The 18621-nt window shown below is 39.0% G+C and carries 19 protein-coding genes, 1 tRNA gene and 1 rRNA gene; 9 read left to right on the plus strand and 12 right to left on the minus strand.

Features of this window, described 5'->3' with window-relative positions; translation table 11 throughout:
- Positions 1-2: 2 nt before the first annotated feature.
- Both alaS and SJPD1_RS10215 read right to left on the minus strand, forming a co-directional pair.
- Positions 3-2549 (minus strand): alanine--tRNA ligase, encoded by a 2547-nt coding sequence (gene alaS, locus SJPD1_RS10210; protein WP_096047075.1) that lies wholly within the window; start codon positions 2547-2549, stop codon positions 3-5.
- Positions 2550-2644: 95 nt separating this feature from the next.
- Positions 2645-4597 carry a glycoside hydrolase family 17 protein gene (locus tag SJPD1_RS10215; protein ID WP_096047076.1) on the minus strand — a complete coding sequence of 651 codons (1953 nt, stop codon included), beginning with the start codon at positions 4595-4597 and terminating at the stop codon, positions 2645-2647.
- Positions 4598-4752: 155 nt separating this feature from the next.
- Between SJPD1_RS10215 and SJPD1_RS10220 the strand changes: the two genes are divergently transcribed.
- Both SJPD1_RS10220 and SJPD1_RS10225 read left to right on the plus strand, forming a co-directional pair.
- The gene (locus tag SJPD1_RS10220) at positions 4753-5352 is read left to right on the plus strand and encodes a hypothetical protein (RefSeq protein WP_096047077.1); all 600 of its coding nucleotides are present in this window, start codon (positions 4753-4755) and stop codon (positions 5350-5352) included.
- A gap of 135 nt (positions 5353-5487) precedes the next feature.
- A complete protein-coding gene (locus tag SJPD1_RS10225) occupies positions 5488-6048 on the plus strand; it encodes a hypothetical protein (protein ID WP_096047078.1) in 561 nt (186 codons plus the stop codon).
- Between the two features lie 71 nt (positions 6049-6119).
- On the opposite strand, the gene SJPD1_RS10230 is transcribed toward SJPD1_RS10225, so the two are convergent.
- Together SJPD1_RS10230 and SJPD1_RS10235 are read right to left on the minus strand one after the other, a co-directional pair.
- Entirely contained in the window at positions 6120-6602 is a 483-nt protein-coding gene (locus tag SJPD1_RS10230; RefSeq protein WP_096047079.1) for an Lcl C-terminal domain-containing protein, read from the minus strand.
- Positions 6599-7285, minus strand: coding sequence for an SDR family NAD(P)-dependent oxidoreductase (locus SJPD1_RS10235; protein WP_096047080.1), 687 nt, complete (start codon positions 7283-7285; stop codon positions 6599-6601). The genes SJPD1_RS10230 and SJPD1_RS10235 overlap by 4 nt, the downstream gene beginning before the upstream one ends.
- Positions 7286-7391: 106 nt before the next feature.
- Between SJPD1_RS10235 and SJPD1_RS10240 the strand changes: the two genes are divergently transcribed.
- From SJPD1_RS10240 to hemH, 3 genes are read left to right on the plus strand one after another with little or no spacing between them, the layout of a single operon-like run.
- Positions 7392-8483 carry a DegT/DnrJ/EryC1/StrS family aminotransferase gene (locus tag SJPD1_RS10240; RefSeq protein ID WP_096047081.1) on the plus strand — a complete coding sequence of 364 codons (1092 nt, stop codon included), beginning with the start codon at positions 7392-7394 and terminating at the stop codon, positions 8481-8483.
- Positions 8484-8486: 3 nt separating this feature from the next.
- Positions 8487-9386, plus strand: a complete 900-nt coding sequence (locus tag SJPD1_RS10245) for a Gfo/Idh/MocA family protein (protein WP_096047837.1) — start codon at positions 8487-8489, stop codon at positions 9384-9386.
- Positions 9387-10325, plus strand: coding sequence for a ferrochelatase (gene hemH, locus SJPD1_RS10250; protein WP_096047082.1), 939 nt, complete (start codon positions 9387-9389; stop codon positions 10323-10325).
- On the opposite strand, the gene SJPD1_RS10255 is transcribed toward hemH, so the two are convergent.
- From SJPD1_RS10255 to flgB, 4 genes are read right to left on the minus strand one after another with little or no spacing between them, the layout of a single operon-like run.
- A complete protein-coding gene (locus SJPD1_RS10255) occupies positions 10315-12111 on the minus strand; it encodes a peptidoglycan D,D-transpeptidase FtsI family protein (RefSeq protein WP_096047083.1) in 1797 nt (598 codons plus the stop codon). The two genes, hemH and SJPD1_RS10255, sit on opposite strands and share 11 nt — an antisense overlap.
- A 12-nt stretch (positions 12112-12123) precedes the next feature.
- Positions 12124-12420 carry a flagellar hook-basal body complex protein FliE gene (gene fliE, locus SJPD1_RS10260; RefSeq protein WP_096047084.1) on the minus strand — a complete coding sequence of 99 codons (297 nt, stop codon included), beginning with the start codon at positions 12418-12420 and terminating at the stop codon, positions 12124-12126.
- A 5-nt stretch (positions 12421-12425) separates the two neighbouring features.
- Entirely contained in the window at positions 12426-12920 is a 495-nt protein-coding gene (flgC, locus tag SJPD1_RS10265) for a flagellar basal body rod protein FlgC (protein ID WP_096047085.1), read from the minus strand.
- 9 nt (positions 12921-12929) lie between these two features.
- Positions 12930-13364: a flagellar basal body rod protein FlgB gene (gene flgB, locus SJPD1_RS10270; RefSeq protein ID WP_087439081.1), complete on the minus strand. Its 435-nt coding sequence runs from the start codon at positions 13362-13364 to the stop codon at positions 12930-12932.
- 120 nt (positions 13365-13484) lie between these two features.
- On the opposite strand from flgB, the gene SJPD1_RS10275 reads away from it, so the two are divergent.
- Genes SJPD1_RS10275 through SJPD1_RS10285 form a run of 3 tightly spaced genes read left to right on the plus strand, consistent with a single transcriptional unit; the run spans position 13485 to position 16129 of the window.
- Positions 13485-14645: an FtsW/RodA/SpoVE family cell cycle protein gene (locus tag SJPD1_RS10275; RefSeq protein WP_087439082.1), complete on the plus strand. Its 1161-nt coding sequence runs from the start codon at positions 13485-13487 to the stop codon at positions 14643-14645.
- Positions 14642-15661 (plus strand): undecaprenyldiphospho-muramoylpentapeptide beta-N-acetylglucosaminyltransferase, encoded by a 1020-nt coding sequence (gene murG / locus SJPD1_RS10280; RefSeq protein WP_096047086.1) that lies wholly within the window; start codon positions 14642-14644, stop codon positions 15659-15661. Before SJPD1_RS10275 ends, murG begins: the two co-directional genes overlap by 4 nt.
- 9 nt (positions 15662-15670) lie before the next feature.
- Positions 15671-16129, plus strand: coding sequence for a GNAT family N-acetyltransferase (locus tag SJPD1_RS10285; RefSeq protein WP_096047087.1), 459 nt, complete (start codon positions 15671-15673; stop codon positions 16127-16129).
- A 6-nt stretch (positions 16130-16135) separates the two neighbouring features.
- On the opposite strand, the gene SJPD1_RS10290 is transcribed toward SJPD1_RS10285, so the two are convergent.
- A tRNA-Arg gene (locus tag SJPD1_RS10290) sits at positions 16136-16212 on the minus strand.
- 67 nt (positions 16213-16279) lie between these two features.
- On the opposite strand from SJPD1_RS10290, the gene SJPD1_RS10295 reads away from it, so the two are divergent.
- Positions 16280-17158: a nucleoside recognition domain-containing protein gene (locus SJPD1_RS10295; protein WP_096047088.1), complete on the plus strand. Its 879-nt coding sequence runs from the start codon at positions 16280-16282 to the stop codon at positions 17156-17158.
- On the opposite strand, the gene SJPD1_RS10300 is transcribed toward SJPD1_RS10295, so the two are convergent.
- The 3 genes from SJPD1_RS10300 to rrf all read right to left on the minus strand — a co-directional run bounded on the left by SJPD1_RS10300 (position 17151) and on the right by rrf (position 18605).
- Complete coding sequence (locus SJPD1_RS10300) at positions 17151-17543, minus strand: thioredoxin fold domain-containing protein (protein ID WP_096047089.1); 393 nt, start codon at positions 17541-17543, stop codon at positions 17151-17153. The genes SJPD1_RS10295 and SJPD1_RS10300 overlap by 8 nt on opposite strands.
- Positions 17540-18430: a DMT family transporter gene (locus SJPD1_RS10305; RefSeq protein ID WP_096047090.1), complete on the minus strand. Its 891-nt coding sequence runs from the start codon at positions 18428-18430 to the stop codon at positions 17540-17542. The genes SJPD1_RS10300 and SJPD1_RS10305 overlap by 4 nt, the downstream gene beginning before the upstream one ends.
- Before the next feature lie 59 nt (positions 18431-18489).
- Positions 18490-18605: ribosomal RNA gene (gene rrf / locus SJPD1_RS10310) — 5S ribosomal RNA — on the minus strand.
- Positions 18606-18621 lie beyond the last annotated feature (16 nt).

Consider the following 18621-nt stretch of genomic DNA (forward strand, 5'->3'; position numbering starts at 1 on the left):
ATCTAGCCTTGAAGAACCGTTTTAGCATACTCAATGGCTGCTTTTTTAGCTTCCTCTATTTTTGAAGCATCGCGTCCACCTGCTTGTGCAAAGTCATCACGACCACCACCACCGCCACCAACAATAGGTGCAATCTCTTTAATCCAAGCACCTGCCTTAATGGCCGCATTTTTAACACCTGCTGCGATCATCACTTTGTCCTCTTTGACTTGCAACAAAAGTACCGCAACAGATTCTTTTTCATTTTTAAGATCATCAATACGCGCTTTAATATCTCCAGCGCCAAGAACGTCAACGATGAGTTCAACACCGTTTACATGTAAAGATTCTACGGCTTTTCCTGCGTGGGCATTAAGAGATTCAACTTCCGTTTTTAAGGTTTTAATCTCTTCTTTAAGACGGTTAATACCGATGAGTGGCTCTTTGTGTTTGAGACTCTCTTTAATCGCTTCGATTTCAGCTCTAAGGTTTTGGGCATACGCTAACGCCGCACCACCACAAATCGCTTCAATACGCCTCACTCCCGCACTCACACCGCTCTCTTTTAAGATGAAAAAACTTCCAATATTGGCGGTATTGCTGACATGCGTTCCACCGCACAGCTCAATGCTTGCATCGCCAAAACTAACCACACGAACTTCTGAGCCGTATTTCTCACCAAACAGTGCCATTGCGCCACTGTTTTTAGCTTCCGTTACATTCATGAGTTTGGTTTGCCCCGCAACACCACTGGCAATGAAGCTGTTCACTAAGGCTTCAATTTTCACAATCTCTTCATTACTCAACGCTTTAGGATGGGAAAAGTCAAAACGTAGACGATCTTTTTCAACCAAACTTCCCGCTTGGCTTACATGATCTCCTAAGACTTTGCGAAGAGCGCTGTGAAGGAGGTGCGTTGCACTGTGATGTTTTTCGATCTCTAAACGTGAGAGATCAACACTGACACTCACCTCATCGTTTACATGTAAAGGCATATCGAGCTCTACCAAAGAGAGATTTAGGTCAAAAAATTTCTTGGTATCAAGGACTTTTCCATATCCTTCGATGATACCTTCATCGCCACTTTGTCCACCGCTCATCGCATAAAATGGTGTTTGCTCAAACATGACCCATCCGTTTTCTTCCAAGCTTTGAACCTCTTTGAAGTTTTCATCTAAAAGCGCTAAGACTTTTGTTTTGGCTTCTTTTTGAGTGTAACCCACAAAGGTATTGAGGCCAAATTTTTCAAGAAGCGGTTTAAACTCACCTTGGGTTGCTTTGTCACCACTACCTTTCCATGAGGCTTTGGAGCGTGCTTTTTGCTCCGCCATCAAAGCTTCAAACTCGGCTTCGTTAACGCTTAACCCTTTTTCTCTGAGCATATCAGCTGTTAAATCAAGAGGAAAACCATACGTATCGTAGAGTTTAAACGCTACTTCACCACTAAACATTGTTTTGGTATTGGGGAGCTCTTTCTCAAAGAGTTCGAGTCCTGAAGCGATGGTCGCAAAGAAGCTCTCTTCTTCGTTTTTGATCTGTTCAGCAATGACCTCTTTTTTAGTCACAATGTACGGATACTGTTTACCCATCAGATCACACAAGGTATCTAAAAGTTTGTACATAAAGGGCTCTCTGAGTCCTAAAAGATAACCATGTCGAACGGCTCGACGAAGGATGCGTCTAAGCACATACCCGCGACCGACACGACCAAAAGTTGTGCCTTGTGCCACAAGAAAGGAAACGGCACGAATATGATCTGCAATAACACGGTAACTTGCACCCGTTTTGTACGCATAAGGTTTACCACACAGTTCTGCCACTTTGTTGGTGAGAGGAATAAAAAGTGTTGAGTCATAGTTGCTAAACACACCTTCTTTAACTGCCGTCACACGCTCTAATCCCATACCTGTGTCGATGGAAGGTTTTGGAAGCGGATGAAGGACACCTGCTTTGTCACGCTCATATTGCATAAACACCAGGTTCCAAATTTCTAAGAAGCGATCACCATCGCCTCCCATATAATCTTCAGGCGTGTTAAAGTTCTCTTCCCCTTGATCAATAAAAATTTCGCTGCACGGACCACACGGACCGGTGTCGCCCATTTGCCAGAAGTTGTCTTTATCACCAAAGCGTATAATACGGCTCGCATCAATATGTTTTTTCCAAATTGCCTCAGCTTCATCATCGCTCTCATGAACCGTTACCCACAATTTTTCTTTTGGAAGTTTAAGCACTTCGGTCACAAATTCCCACGCATGCGCAATCGCATCTTCTTTAAAGTAATCGCCAAAAGAGAAGTTTCCAAGCATTTCAAAAAAAGTATGATGGCGCGCTGTATACCCAACATTGTCAAGGTCATTGTGTTTACCTCCCGCTCTGATACATGTTTGGCAACTTGTCGCGCGTGGAGGGTTAGGACGAGGAACTTCACCTGTAAAAACACTCTTAAAAGGAACCATGCCTGCATTGGTAAACAGAAGCGTCGCATCATCAGGTACAAGTGGAGAACTCTCGACAATCTTGTGACCTTTTTGTTCAAAAAACTTTAAAAACTCTGCTCTTACGTCCATACTTTCTTTCCTACCGTTATTAAAAATTTATTTATTTTAACGAAAAAACCTAAAGGCTATTATTAAATCCCCTAAAAATAGTCACGATACGATCTCTACAATGCACACTGATCGTTTAAACGATACCCAACAATCCACCAACCTAAAACAACAATGATAGCGCCTAAAAAACCATTGAACGTTAAAAGACAAAAAAGTCCCATGATGATCGCGATCATTCCCAACACATAACTTCCGGAGAGCACACTAAAGATGGCAACCACAATACCCGAAAGCCCTACATAATTGAGATAAACCACTTTGCCAAGAAGTGTTCTAAATTGACAAAGAGGAAGCATTGGGTCAGCGGCACACACGTCTACCCACGACTCATTGACAAAGATACCTTCTTTCATCGCTACCAAAAGAAGCGCACTTACAATTAAGATCAGAAAAGACTTGGTAATGCCACACAGTTTAGAGGGAGAAAGCCATAAAGTCGAACCAAAAACCAGCACACATACAACCCAATTAAGGGCAAAATCATTCCGTGCACTTTCATGCAGCAAGACCGCCAAAGCACAGATAAAAAGTGCCAAACCACTGACCTTTTCCATCAAGCCATTTAGCTCTTTGCGCTCCGTTGCAAAATAGACCACCGCATAAACCGTAGCGATGATACCTAGCGTTCCAAGCTCAAAGTTGAGATACCTTCCATCAAACGCCAAAGCGAGTGCCATAACAAGCACCACGCTCACACTCAGTAGATGCAAGGCATCTTCCCAAAACGTTTCACCTTTAGGTTCACTCAGTGTTATAACACTCATAAATCGCGCCATAGAACCACGCATCTCTATCTCTTCATCAATGAGAAAACGCACCAGTTTTAACCATAATAAAAAAGCAATACTTAGGCACAAAATCGCCCATGCGTACTCTAAATTATTGCGCGAAACGATCCAGTAAGCATTGGCTTGCCACGTGAGCGCCACCGAACCGCCAAAAAGGGTCGCAAACCAATATGGTGCTTTTTTACATGAACATCGTGGCAATCCCCAAAGCCAAATCAACCCAACCAGACTGAGCGTACAACTGGCGATGAAAAGCCAAAGGGCATTAGGAAAATTGGAAACAAAACCATGTAAGATGTGCTTATCCGCCCTATTCGCATCAAACAGCCCCCAAAAACCGCCCACAGCACCTTCACTCATACGTTTCCACGGCTGATCGAACGCCTCGATAAAATTGTATTTCCAGCCATTCTCTTCCGCCATCTTGACAAAACTGCGCGTGAAGAGCGCTTGGTTCACAGCACTGGGATATGCACTTTCTCTCATACGCCCTTCACTCGGCCAACCCGTCTCCCCGATGACGATCTCTTTGTCAGGGATTTTTTGTTGCATCAACTCGCGAATATTCTTTACATGTAAAAGCGCTTTGTCCACACTGATGGGCTTGTCTTCCCAGTATGGCAAGATATGAATGGTCACACGATCCACCGCAGGAGCGATCTCAGGATGCTTGTTCCAAAACTCCCATACATCCGCATACGTGATGACCATATCAGGCAATGCCTGTTTGACTTCGCCTATGTAACCTACCAGTTGAGATGCACTCACATCGTTACGCAAAAGCGCTTCATTTCCGACCACAACTGTTTCGATGATGTCTTTGTTCTCTTTGGCTAAACGAATCGTCGTGTCGATCTCTTTGCGCGTCAAAGCGGCATCACTGCTCACCCATGCACCCAACCACAGTTTCAGCCCATGTTTACGCGCAATTTCAGGTAACTCTTCCAGTCCTACGCTTGAGTAAGAACGAATACAACTCGTAATCGTCGCCAAATGCGCCAAGTCCTTGTCCATCTGCTCCGTTGAAGGTCGAAACCCTTTAGCGATGTTCATCGGCGACTCATCTTTGCCAAAAGGAGCATACGAGAGGCATTGTAGTTTAACATTTGGGTCTAACGTGATAAGGCTAGAAGAAGGCAAAGCCATCCAAAACCAAAAAAGCCCTAGCGACACAAACATCGCAAGGTAAAAAAGGATCATTTTAAACGTGTGATTCATGCAATTATGCTCCATCATTATTAGTTGCGCGATTATACAGAAAATGGGTTTAAGGGTTTACATGTAAAGAAATTTAGAATGAAAATTGGCTATTTTGGTACAATTAGGCAGATAAATACCACTTAAAAAATTTTACATGTAAAAGAGATATGCAGATGCGATATTTATACAAATTCGTTTTACTTATTACCTTATTATCAACCATTATGAATGCTGAAACAGTTGAAGTACCATTTGAAAATAAACTACCATGTGATCAAGCTAAAGATGTACTTACGTTTATTGATAAACATGAAAAAGAAGCATTAAAACCTTACAACATTGAAATTGGATATTTTTGTTGGGATGAAAAAGATGTTCAGATATTAGGAAAAGAAGAGATAGTTGACAATATATTTCATTACACCTATCTTCATTTACCAACAAATCTTAAAATTGATTTTGACAGGGAAGATGGAAGTCAGCCTGTAGATGTTTATCTTTTTGAATATGACCTCAATGGAGATGGAGAAAAAGAACTTTTTGTTAAATTACACACTGCCATAGCTCATGATATTGAGTTTTTTCTTTTAGAAAAGCAAAAAGATCTACACTATCGAATTTTAAACCATTTTTATGGAAGCTCCACAAATGATTTCCTATTAATAATTCAAGATACTATTTCCAATGGGTATAAAGACATTGAGGCTTATGGTAAATCTGATAAAGGCGCTATATGGAAATATGATGGCACAAAGTACGATATAAAAAAATGAATCATGAAAGTTAAATACTATAGGACTAAATTTTTAATCTTCACAGCTAAGTCTTTAAACCACCCTACTTTTTCCTCTTAAAACCTCACGGAATAGTTCTTGTATAACCCTCTGTATCACACATAAAGGATACACATGTCGATTTTGCAGTTTATTAAAGAGAACAACCTCACGTGGCAGCCTTCTTTCAACGGCGAGATCGGAAATGGGCTCGTGGGCTACCGTGGCGCTTTGATCGTTGAAGAGGGAAAACAGCTCTCCCCAGATCGTATCTTGCCACCCAAAGTGCAAGCCAAACAAGTTTTGTTGGTTTCAAACGACGACACCGTCACTTTTTTTTCCGCTGAATTAGAGAGCATCTTGCATTTTGAAGCCTTTTTTGAGCGTTATAAAGCGTTTTTTACCCCTGCAACATTGGTTGTACTGTATGTCACCGATTTGGATAAAAATGGTACATTTAGCTATGAAGGTGTCACCATTCATGCGTACTCTTTAGCAGAAAGCTCTGTGTGGAATGAACTGCTTGATCTCTCAGGACTCGATAAAAGTGAACTCAAAAAACTTGACAATAAAAAGAAAATCGACGTACTGTATGAAGGACTTTTAAAGACCGATTGCGCGGCAAAAGCGATGAGTTATGAAGAGATACTCAGCCACAAAGGTACAAGTTCTAAAAAAATCATGGGCGCTGTTTAAGAACTATTTTGCATCCTCTTTTTGGTTTCATGCACTTTACATGTAAAGATGTAGCATGAAATCAAAAGGGCTTAACGCACCAACAATACCGCTCCCATATAGCCCTTTGTATGGGCATCCGCACTTCCATCGAGAAAATTAATCGTATAAAAAAGCGTTGGTATCACATCATCACCTTCAAGGTAAATGGAAGAACTGAGATAATTTGCTCCTTCACCAGTATCGTGAAGTTTTCCAAACAGTGTGCTGTTAATCATAGGTGTTTTACAGCGTTCATCCACCAAAGTTAAAAGCTCATCAATGCTCGGTATACGCCAACCTTTTCCTAACGCATTCGCCTTTTCTTCCGCCTCTTTACGTTTTAGAAGTTCTATTTCGCCTATACATCCTTTGCCTTTTTGCCACTCTTGTCCTAAAGCGCATCGACGCCAGATTAAACCACTTTTTTTATCGACTACTTCGCCCTCTTTGGCTATTAATGTGTCCGTTTTAAACGAACACTCTGCCAACAAACTCAAAGAAGTTAACACAAAAGCGACGAATAATCGTCTCATGGATACACCATTTTTTTAGAGACACCGCCATCGACCACAAAATCACTCCCCGTGATAAATCCATCTTCTCGCTCCAATAAAAAGCTCACCACCTCAGCAATGTCGCTTGGCTTGCCAATGCGTCCACTGGAATGCCATGCCTGTTCTTCTACAGTTGCCACATAGCTTTCATCGGTATTGATCCAACCTGGGCTGATGGAATTGACACTGACATAACCTGCAAGGGAGATTGAAAGGGCATGGGTTAAAGCGACAATGCCACCTTTGGATGCAGAATAAGGCTCCGTACCCGCTTCTGACATAAACGCTCGTGTCGATGCAATGTTAATGATATGCCCCTGTTTCAAAATGGGCGCAAAGGCTTGCGATAAAATGTATGGAGCGGTAAGATTGACCGCGATGATTGTCTCCCAATCCTGCAAACTCTGTTCATTTAAGGGCTTATGGATAAAAATACCCGCATTATTCACAAGCCCATACAACGCATCTATCTCTTTTGTAATCTGCTTTATTGTCTCTTGCAGCTCTTGGGTATGGCTAAGATCGCACGCATAAAATTGTTCAAAAAAATGATGGGTTGGGACCTCTTTATCAAGGGCTATGACACGGTAATGGCGGCAAAGTTTTTCAGCGATTGCTTTGCCAATTCCTCGCGATGCTCCTGTTACTAAAACTGTTTTCATATATAACCTCCATAACGCATACTAAACGATAGCACATCAACACTTTATCCTCGCAAAAGAATGTTTGGAGTAAAATATTAGCTATTTTTAACCTAAAGGTACAATGATGCAAATCCCTTTTATCGACCTCAAAACGCAATATGAAACCTACAAAGAAGAGATCAACAAAGAAGTTTTAAATGTTTTAAGTTCTACCCAATTTATTATGGGACCACAAGTGACAAAACTTGAGGAGAACCTTGCAAAATACACAGGTGCGAAGTATGCCTTTGCCTGTTCAAGTGGAACGGATTCCCTTTTATTAGCCTTAATGGCGATAGATGTCCAACCCGGTGATGAAATCATCACGACGCCATTTACGTTCATTGCAACGGCAGAAACTATCGCTCTTTTAAAAGCAAAACCTGTCTTTGTGGACATTGATGAAACAACGTATAACATCGATCCAAAGCTAATCGAAGCAAAAATCACACCTAAAACAAAAGCCATTATGCCTGTCTCTCTTTACGGACAAACAGCAGATATGGACGCCATTAATACTATTGCAAAAAAACACAATCTAGTCGTTATCGAAGATGCGTGCCAAAGTTTTGGAGCAGAGTACAAAGGCAAAAAATCATGCAATCTTTCAACCATCGGTTGTACCAGCTTTTTCCCATCCAAACCTCTTGGATGTTATGGTGATGGTGGTGCTGTTTTCTGCAACGATGATGAACTTGGTGCAAAACTTAAATCACTCCTGAACCACGGACAAGGCAAACGTTACGAGCACAAATACATTGGTATCAATGGTAGACTTGATGCACTTCAAGCCGCCATCCTCAATGTCAAAATGAACCATTTTGAAGCAGAATGCAAAAAACGTATCGAAGTCGGTAGCCGTTACAGTAAATTGCTTGAGGGTGCAAATGTCGTTACACCAAAAATCATGAACGATCGAAACTCTATGTACGCACAATATTCCATTCGTGTGAAAAATCGTGAGGCAATGATCCAGAAATTAAATGATGCGGGCGTTCCAACAGCGGTTCACTACCCTATTCCCCTTCACCTTCAAGAAGCATTGAGCTACTTAGGTTATAAAAAAGGTGACTTCCCAATCAGCGAGCAAGTCGGAACTGAAATCATGAGTCTTCCAATGAGTCCGTTCTTAACAGAAACGCAACAAGATTTCATTGTCAACGCAATTAAGGCATAAATGATGGTTAAAGTAGCACTAATCGGTCTTGGCTCTATGGGTCAAAACCACTACAGAGTTTTAAAGAGTTTACCAGAGTTCGAGCTCACAGCATTGTGTGATATTCAACAAACCAGAGAGTACGATGAACCGTTTTATACAGACATTGACGAGATGTTAGAAAAAGCGGACTTTCAAGCGGTGGTTATCGTTGTTCCAACCTTTTTACACAAAAGTGTTGCGCTCAAATGTTTAGCTAAGGGCAAAGATCTTTTTATCGAAAAGCCAGTCGCATCAAACTGTGAAGAGGCTTCTGAAATTCTCAAAGCTGCCCAAAAAGCGAATGCGAAAGTCTGTGTAGGCTACATCGAACGCTTCAACCCAGTCGTTTCAGCGCTCATCAACGAACTTGAAGGTAAAGAGATTTACAGTATTGGCATTACCCGCGTTGGACCGTTCCCTCCACGTATTGCCGATGTTGGCATCTTGACCGATCTTTCAGTGCATGACATTGATCTTATTCGTTTCATTACCAAACATGAAATTGAAAAAGTTTCGATCTACAAATCACAAAAAATTCACAACCACCATGAAGATAATGCTATTTTGTCATTTCAACTTAGTGGTGAAATTGTCGCAAGCATTACCACCAACTGGTTAACACCTTTTAGAAAGCGTACGATTGAAGTCGCAACCAAAGAGGGCTATTATGAGGCTGATTTGATGGCACAAGATTTGACAGAATATTCAGAATATCAAAAAAACAACTCATATGTCATCCGCAAAGTCATGCTTAAAAAAGAAGAGCCTCTGATTCGTGAACATAAAGCCTTTGCGCAGTACATCGAAACAGGTGATCGCCATGGTTTAAGTACCATTGAAGATAGTATGATTACCCTCGACATCTCTTCACGAAAGGCATAAATGGTTCAAAAAGCGCTTGTACTTCTCAATATGGGAGGGCCTAACAACCTAGATGAAGTCAAGCTCTTTTTGTCTAATATGTTCAATGACAGCAATATTATCACCGTTAAAAGCTCGCTTTTACGACGTTTAATTGCTTTCATCATTACCACATCGCGCACAAAACAAGCACAAGCAAACTATGCGAAACTGGGTGGAAAATCGCCCTTAGTGGGGTACACCCAGCAGCTTGTTGATAAACTCCAAAATGCTCTATCCTCTTTACATGTAAACTTTGCGATGCGCTATACACCGCCCTTTTGCAATGAAGTCATTGCTGAACTTCAAAAAAAAGGGATTAAAGAGGTCATTTTACTGCCACTATACCCACACTATTCAACGACGACCACCAAGTCTTCCGTTGAGGATTTTATGAAAATTGCCAAAACATTAGGCTTCACGGGTAAAATACGCGTTATTGACCATTTTTATGAAGATAAAATGTATAACCTACTTTTGGTCAAAAACATCAAAGAAGCGCTCGGGGAAAATAATCCTGCCCAAATGGAGCTTATTTTTTCTGCCCACTCGTTGCCTCAAAAAATTATCGCGAATGGGGATCCTTACCAAAAAGAGATCACATTACATGTAAAGCTTATTGCTGAACTTCTAAGAGAAGAAAATCTTCATTTTAAAGCGATTCATCTCGCCTACCAGTCCAAACTTGGTCCCGTAAAATGGCTTGAGCCTTCTATGGAAGAGAAGCTAACTTCGCTTGAGAATAAAAATGCGCTCATTGTACCGATTTCATTTACGATTGATAATTCGGAAACGGAGTTTGAACTCTGCATGGAGTATGCAGAACTCGCACATAAATTAGGCTTTGATCGTTATATCGTTGCGAAATGCCCCAATGATGATGAGGCTTTTGTGGAGTGTATTACACACCTTATTGCTTGATTTCTTGCGGGGTATTTTGAATATCGGAAGACGGTGTGAGATATCCATTGTCAACAAGCTTTTCAATGATCTCTTTAAAAACAGGAACGGCACTTTGTGCTGCAAAGTAAGCTTGCCTTTTTTTCGCTTCACGTACAAGTACACCTACGGTATATTTATTTTTCTTATCGTTAACAAAACCAAAGAATGAACCATTATAGATTCTAACATACTCACCATCTTCTGCAATGTGTGCGGTTCCTGTTTTGCCACCTATTTCTAAACCGCTCATTTTCGTTCCCGATCCCGTTCCTTGCTGAACAACTTTAATAAGAATTTTTTGGATACGTTTTGCCACTGCAACAGGAATAACCTGTACTTCTGGATTTTTTTCAGGAAAAAGTTCTTGCCCCGTTGAAGAGACCAATTTTTTAACGATGGAAGGAGTGAGCAATCGTCCGTTATTGTTAAAAGCGTTATAGGCTTTAATGATTTGCATAAACGTTGCATTCATACCATAGCCATAGCCTACCGTTGCTTTATAAATGGGTGAATTAAAACGGTTCAGCGCAGGAATAATACCTGGATTTTCAAATGGAAGATCCACGCCACTTCTGACAGAAAATCCAAAATCCTTCAACCCTTGATAAAACTCTATTGCATCAAGTTTTTGAGCAGCTTGAGCCGTTCCAATATTACTCGAATAAACAATAATATCTTCAACGCTTAATTTATCTCCTCTATGCTCATCCTTAATCACTTTCGTACCAAGTTTATAGCTTCCTCCATAAATATTGTACATATCATAAGGATTGATTTTATTGGCTTTAAATAAGAGCGAAAAGGTAATAGGTTTCATGACCGAACCTGGTTCATAAATATACTCTATCGCCGAAATATTAAGAGCTCCATAATCTTTTTTGTCAATCGTGTCAGGATTGAAACGATTACTTGAAGCTAATGTTATAAATTCGCCTGTTTCGCTATTCATCACGCCAGCTATAATCTCTTTAGCATCAAGATTTTTTTGATATTTATCTAAAACACTTTCAATCATTTTTTGCATTTTGAGGGACAGAGTTAAATGGACATCATAGCCATCAAAACGACGCGATGAGACGCTATTGCCATCTAAGATAATGGCATTGGAGATATCACGTGAACCGATAATTAGCGAGTCTTGTACGGATGAAAGTTTGTCTTCGTAAAAACGCTCAATTCCTTTAACACCTGTTGATTTGGTAATATTTTTTTGCTCAATTTTCTTTACATAGCCAACAATAGGCGTCACAGAGTCCCCAGAAGGGTAGAGCCTGTATTCGCCACTTTCAATGACACTCAGACCATGGAGAAAAGCAACACCCGTTTTAGGGTCTTCAAAACTTTTAAAAACACCTAATTTATACAGTTTTCGTGAAAGTTCTTGTAAATATTTAGCGCTTTTAGAATCGATTTTATACGATAAGACGGTTGTACCAGAATTTGCATTAAGTGTTGCAGCAACAGCCTTGGGATCATCCCCGCTGTATAAGGAGTAAAGTTTAACAAAGAGGTCAAATTTTTGAGGATCAACATTACGAGTATCAACAATCGCTTTGTAGAGTTTTTGACTCGTTGCAATCTTAAAACCATCCGAACTAATGATGTTACCACGAAGAGCATAATTAACTTCACTGTGCTCTAATTTGGGTAACCTTCTATCAATAGTTGCCCAGTAAAAAAGTGTTCCAAGGAAGATAATAAATCCAATAAGAACAACAACAAAGAGAAAAAGGATTTTGATTTTTTTGGTGTCAGCTTGTTCCATGTAGGCAGAAAATTAAATTTGTGTCCTAGCAATCTCTTTGTAAGCACTGAGTGCTTTATTGCGAATTTCTAACATCATTTTCATACTCATTTCTGCTTTATTGATGGAAAGAGCCGCTTGATGTAAATCTTTCACTTCCCCCGTGGCAATATCAGCCATTGCTTTATCACCTTTCACTTGGGAATCATTGATCTCTTCAATAGAATCTTGTAAAATTTTTGAAAAGTCACCATTTGATGAATCAGCTTTATTAACAGTGATATTGGATTTATTGGTTAATGATGAAAGTGTGTCAATTGTACTAGCCATTTACCTTATCCTTTTAAAATATCTATTGCACTTTGTGCAATGGATTTCGCACTTTGAAATGCTGCTACATTCGCTTGATATGCTCTTGTTGCTTCAACAAGATTGGACATTTCAATTACGGGATTGACATTAGGATATGCAACATATCCTTCAGCATTGGCATCAGGATGAGAGGGGTCATATTTATATTTAAATTCGCTCTCATCACGTACCACTTTATCCACTTTAACACTCATTATAGCAGGATTGGCATTTTCTTGCAAGAATGGGTCATCAAGTGGGTTTTCATAATCAAGCATATTATTTTGTTTAGCAATTTTGGCGTTTAATGTTTTGTTGAAATCAATCGCTTTAAAGACAACATCTTGGCGCTGATAAGGACCACCTTCACTGGTTCGCGTGGTATTTGCATTTGCGATATTGGAGCTAATGACTTCCATACGATAACGTTGGGCAGAGAGTCCGTAACTACTAATATCAAAACTGCTTAAATAGGCCATCTGTTTTCCTTATATTTTTGACGAATATTCAATAACGCTTTTAAAAATAAGACTATCTTTTTGTAAAGCTGAGCTTAACGCATTAAACATCATGGCATTTTTACCAAGCTCCGAAGACTCAACATCTAAATCAACCGTGTTACCATCATTTCGAGCCATTTGTCCATCTCGAAGATATACCGTTGCTTTAGAACTATCAAAATCAGTAATGCCGCTTAAGTGCGCACCATCGGTTTGAGCCATTTCAAGTTTAGTGGAAGCATTATTCGTACCATAAATTTCTTTTGTTTTTGCAATCAATGCACTTTCAAAGTCTACATCTCTTGCTTTGTAAAAAGGTGTATCGATGTTCGCTATATTACTAGAGACAAGATCTTGTCGCATTGATCTAGCATTTAAGCCTTCAACCATTAATTTATTTGATTTGCTAATCTCAAAACTCATCGTTTTCCTTTCCACATTTCTTGTTGTATACAAGCAAATTTTATTCCAAATTGCGATACTATAAGGTTTAATCTATTTTAGTGTAGAATAATATAAATCCCAACTATACAATAAGAAACCATGGAAACAGATAAAATACTTTTTTCACTCAGCACCTTTGCCATCTGTGTTGGCATTGTTTTTTCATTGTCCTTACCAGTGTTTACGACACTTTTCTTTGACTATTCAGAGTATCATTTCTTCATTCGACAATTTGCTGTAGGAATGGTGAGTATCACGATAATGTGGGCGCTTTCACAAGTAGATCCTGATAAATTTTTAATCCATATTGGCTTCACAATATTTCTCAGTTGCCTTCTACTGATGGGTGTGATGCACTACCTTCCAGAATCTTTAGTAACCTCTGCTGGTGGAGCAAAAAGGTGGATTAGACTTCCAGGATTTTCGCTAGCACCTGTTGAGTTTTTTAAAATTGGTTTTGTTTATTTTTTGGCATGGAGTTTTGCAAGGAAACTCAATAATGATAAAAAATCACTCAAAGAAGAGATGAAACTTATCCTCCCTTATTTGGCAGTTTTTGTCTTGGTTATCTACTTAATAGCCGTAATGCAAAATGACCTTGGACAAGTGATTGTTTTAGCATTGACCCTTGCCGTGATGGCATTTTTTGCAGGAACAAGTCTTCAACTTTTTATGCTTGCCATTTTAGGCTCCATTTTTGTTTTTCTTGTGGCAATTTTTAGCTCCAGTCACCGAATCTTGCGTATCAAAACATGGTGGGCAACCATTCAAAACATGGTACTTTCTCTCTTCCCTGAAAAAATAGCCGCTGTCTTACGAGTCGAAGATGCACCAGAGCCTTACCAAATTTCACACTCGCTCAATGCAATCAAACACGGTGGTATTTTTGGAGAAGGCATTGGCAATGGAATGTTTAAACTAGGCTATTTGAGTGAAGTTCATACGGACTTTGCCCTTGCTGGTATTGCTGAAGAGCTGGGAGCACTTGGTGTAACCATTTTGACCTTAGTTATTATCACGATTGTTTATCGTATTTTTAAAATTGCTAGCCGAAGTTCCAATAAAGTTTATTACCTCTTCTCGCTTGGCATTGGACTTCTCATCGTTTTTTCTTTCCTAATGAACGCCTATGGTATTACTTCGATTACCCCTATCAAAGGTATTTCCGTTCCATTTATTAGCTACGGTGGTAGTTCTATTTTAGCCCTTGCAGTGGGTATTGGAATGGTATTGATGATTAGTAAAAAGGCTAAACTATGATTGCTATTACGGGTGGAGGAACAGGCGGTCATTTGGTTATCGCCCGTGCTATTAAAGAAGAGTTAAACAAGCGCGGACTCAAACCTATTTACATTGGCTCTACTGCAGGGCAAGATCAAACGTGGTTTGAAAATGATACGGGATTTGAAAAAACCTATTTTTTAGAAAGCCGCGGAGTGGTCAACAAAAAAGGGATACATAAAGCCCTTGCTCTTTTTACGATCATTCGCTCAGCCTTTACATGTAAAGCTCTTTTCAAAAAACATCAGGTCAAGTATGTTTTTTCAGTAGGAGGGTATTCCGCTGCCCCTGCTTCATTTGGAGCACTCCTGTGTGGCATACCTCTTTATATTCATGAACAAAATGCAATCCAAGGTAAACTCAATTCCCTTTTAAGACCTTTTTCTAAAGCATTTTTTAGCTCTTATGACGCAAAAGCAACTATGACGAGTTATCCCGTGAGTGAAACTTTTTTTAAGAGTCGAAGAGAACGATCGGATCTTAAAACAATCATCTTTTTGGGAGGAAGCCAAGGAGCAACCTTTATTAACCACCTAGCGCTTAAAATGGCAAAGCTTTTGCAGCAAGAAGGCATTGCTATTATTCATCAAACAGGGAAAAAAGAGTTTGAGCAAATGAAAAAATTTTACGAAGACGAAGGTATTTTAGCGGACGTGTTTGATTTTTCTAACGCAATTCCTGAAAAACTTGCACGTGCTGACTTTGCCATTAGTCGTTCAGGTGCAAGCACATTATGGGAACTTTGTGCAGCAAATGTGCCCGCATTATTTATCCCTTATCCTCATGCAGCTGCAAACCACCAATACTTTAATGCAAAAGCACTCGCTGATCAAGAAGCAGCACTTATCCTTCCCCAACAAGATATTGATCCAGTAGCACTTTTAACCCATATTAAAAGTATCAATCTTTCAAATGTTTCCAAAAAATTATCTCAACTCATTCATGATGGTGGAGCTCAAGAAATCGTCGACTTTATGTTACAACCCAAAAAATAAGGAGAACCCATGTTAGAAAATCTTATTGTTCGTATTGCAACGCGTGATGATGCTAAAGAAATAGCCGAATTTAATGTACTATTTGCAAAAGAAACTGTAAATAAAAATGTTTCACTTGCCCTTACAACCGAAGGCGTCCACCAGGTCTTTTCAAAATTTCACAACGGCTTTTACCTTATAGCTACGATTGATCATGTCATCCTTGGATTAGCCATGATCACAAGAGAGTGGAGTGATTGGAGCAATGGTGCTTATTATTGTATTCAAAGTATTTTTGTCACCGATCATGAACATGAAAAAGAGATCCACGATGCGCTTTTAGATAAAGCAAAATCATTGGCAAAAGAGCACTATGATGTATGTGGCATCAGACTTTATGTTCACAAAGACGATAAAGCTACACAAAAATCGTATGAAGAATTGGGATTACAAAAAACAAAATATAGGGTATTTGAAGAGACATTTTAAACGAAGTGGTGCGCCCGAAGGAATTCGAATCCCTGACCTCCGGTACCGCAAACCGATGCTCTATCCAGCTGAGCTACGAGCGCACATATTTGTTTGAGGTCGGTATTATATCTTAGCTAAGATAAATTAAGTATTAAAAAAAGGGCCAAAATGTCATTTAGTCTACAAAGATCACTTCAAACATCGTTAAAAAGTTCTTGGACGATTTTGAAGCTCATTGTACCTATTTACATTTTGGCAGATATCCTCTTCTATTATAATCTTCTTTCGTATATTACCTTTATCTTTAAACCACTAGTCGCACTTTTAGGACTCCCTCAGGAAACCGCTCTTTCCATTGTGAGTGGACTTTTTCTCAATCTTTATGCAGCTATTGCCTTTGCAGCACCTCTAGGACTTAGCCCAAAAGAATGGACTGTACTAGCCGTCTTTTTAGGTATAGCACATGCCCTTATTGTCGAAACAGAGATTATGAAACGATTAGGTATTTCAAGAGTATATTCCATTCTTTTAAGACTTTGTGCAGGGTTACTTGTAGGAGGATTAACCTCAAAACTTCCTCAGAGTTGGTTTTCTAATGAACTAAGCCAAGAAGCTATGGTACCATCACACCCTTTGTATCATTCGCTCAGTGATCTGTTACAAAATTCTTTGTATGAATCACTTTCGCTATCACTAAAAATTATTCTACTGGTTACAACACTTATTTTCGTTCTTGACTTCATTAAATCACTTCAAATGATTGAAAAACACTCGCAAAAAGTGAATAGTGGTTTTTCAATTTTGGTCGGTGTAATTTTAGGAATCACTTATGGTGCTGGTATATTAATTGCAGAATATGAAAAAGGGCTTTTACAAAAACGAGAAATTTTATTTATTGGTACCTATTTAATGATCTGTCATGCGATTATTGAAGATACGCTCCTTTTTGTTATCTTTGGAGCCAATCTATGGATTATGGTAGGCTTACGCCTCACGTTTGCAACCCTTATCGCTTATCTCGTTTTAAAATATACAAAAATTACTTAAATTCTTGCTCATAGACTTCATCTAGAAGCTCAATAAAACTCACAGGTTCAATGTATCCAGCAAAATCATCTATAATTTTAAGATCTTTTGGCGATAAGATCAAATTGGTAGGATAATACTTTACATGTAAGGCTTGAGGTAACTCGGGATTTTCTCGATTGATAGTTACATGTAAATATTTTTTTTCAATCTGATTACGATATAGTGTATTTTCAAAGACATCTTTTTCCATTTTAATACAATAAGGGCAAAACTCTTTTGTCACACTTAGTAAAATTAATTTTTTTTCGTTAAATGCCTTTTTACGTTCAGCTTCCAAAAAATCAGCGTGCAATGAGAGTGTGCCTAATAGAAATATGATTAAAATACAAATCCATTTTTTCATCTGTCAACCTTCTTAACTCTTTGTTGTAATAATAAGCCTATTATAATAAAAATCAAACCTATATATGTTGAAAAAAGAATCACTTCTCCAACAAAAATAGAAATAAACACTAAAGACAAAAAAGGAGAAATAAAAATAAGATTTGCAATTTTTGCTGTATTGGTACTCAGCTTCATCGCTTGTAGCCATAAAATAAACGTAATACCCATCTCAAAAATACCGACATATGCCGAGCCTAAAAAACCATGGATATTAAACACCAAAGGATGAGACGTGATAAGAGCGTAAAATAAAATTGCAGGGACACCAAAAAGAAAATTGATAAAAAGACCTACCAGCGGATCTACATGTAACTTGGTATTATAAATCCAATACAATGACCATAAGACTGTTGAAAAAAGAGCTAGAAAAACACCTGTAAGACTGTAAAAAGAGAAACCCCAGAGATCACCATGTGTCGAAATAATGAGAACACCAAAATAGCAAATAAGCCCCGCTAGAAAGTCATAAACACTTATTTTTTGTTTTAAAATAAAAACAGAGAGATAGGTTAACGTTAATGCCCATGTATAATTGATAGGCTGAGCCTCTTGTGCAGGCAATAGCTCATACGCACGAAACAAGACTAAATAGTAGATAAACGGGTTTATAAGCCCCAACAAAGCAAGTTTAAAATAGGTTTTTTTTGAATATAAAAATAAAATATAAAATTTGTGTTGATATCCCATTGCACAGAAAAATACACATAAGGAAAAAGATGAAGCATAAAGAAGAAGATTTAAGGCATCAAAATAGGCTAATGAGAGTTTAAAAGCACTTGCAACCGTAGACCACAGTAAAACAGCAGAAATGGCAAAGAAATAAGCTTTTGATTGATTTTTTTCCAAGGAGGACCGCCTTTGAATAAGACGAGATAAAAGATGAGTTGTAAAAGAAAGAATCACGGAACTGGCAGCGACCTACGTTTCCATCCCAGTAAGGGAAAGTATTATCGGCGATGAAGAGCTTAGCTTCCTGGTTCGAAATGGGACAGGGCGTTTCCTCTTCTCTATAGCCACCAGAATCGTGAATTAAATCT

It is taken from the genome of Sulfurospirillum diekertiae (assembly GCF_002309535.1).
Taxonomy (GTDB): Bacteria; Campylobacterota; Campylobacteria; order Campylobacterales; family Sulfurospirillaceae; genus Sulfurospirillum; species Sulfurospirillum diekertiae.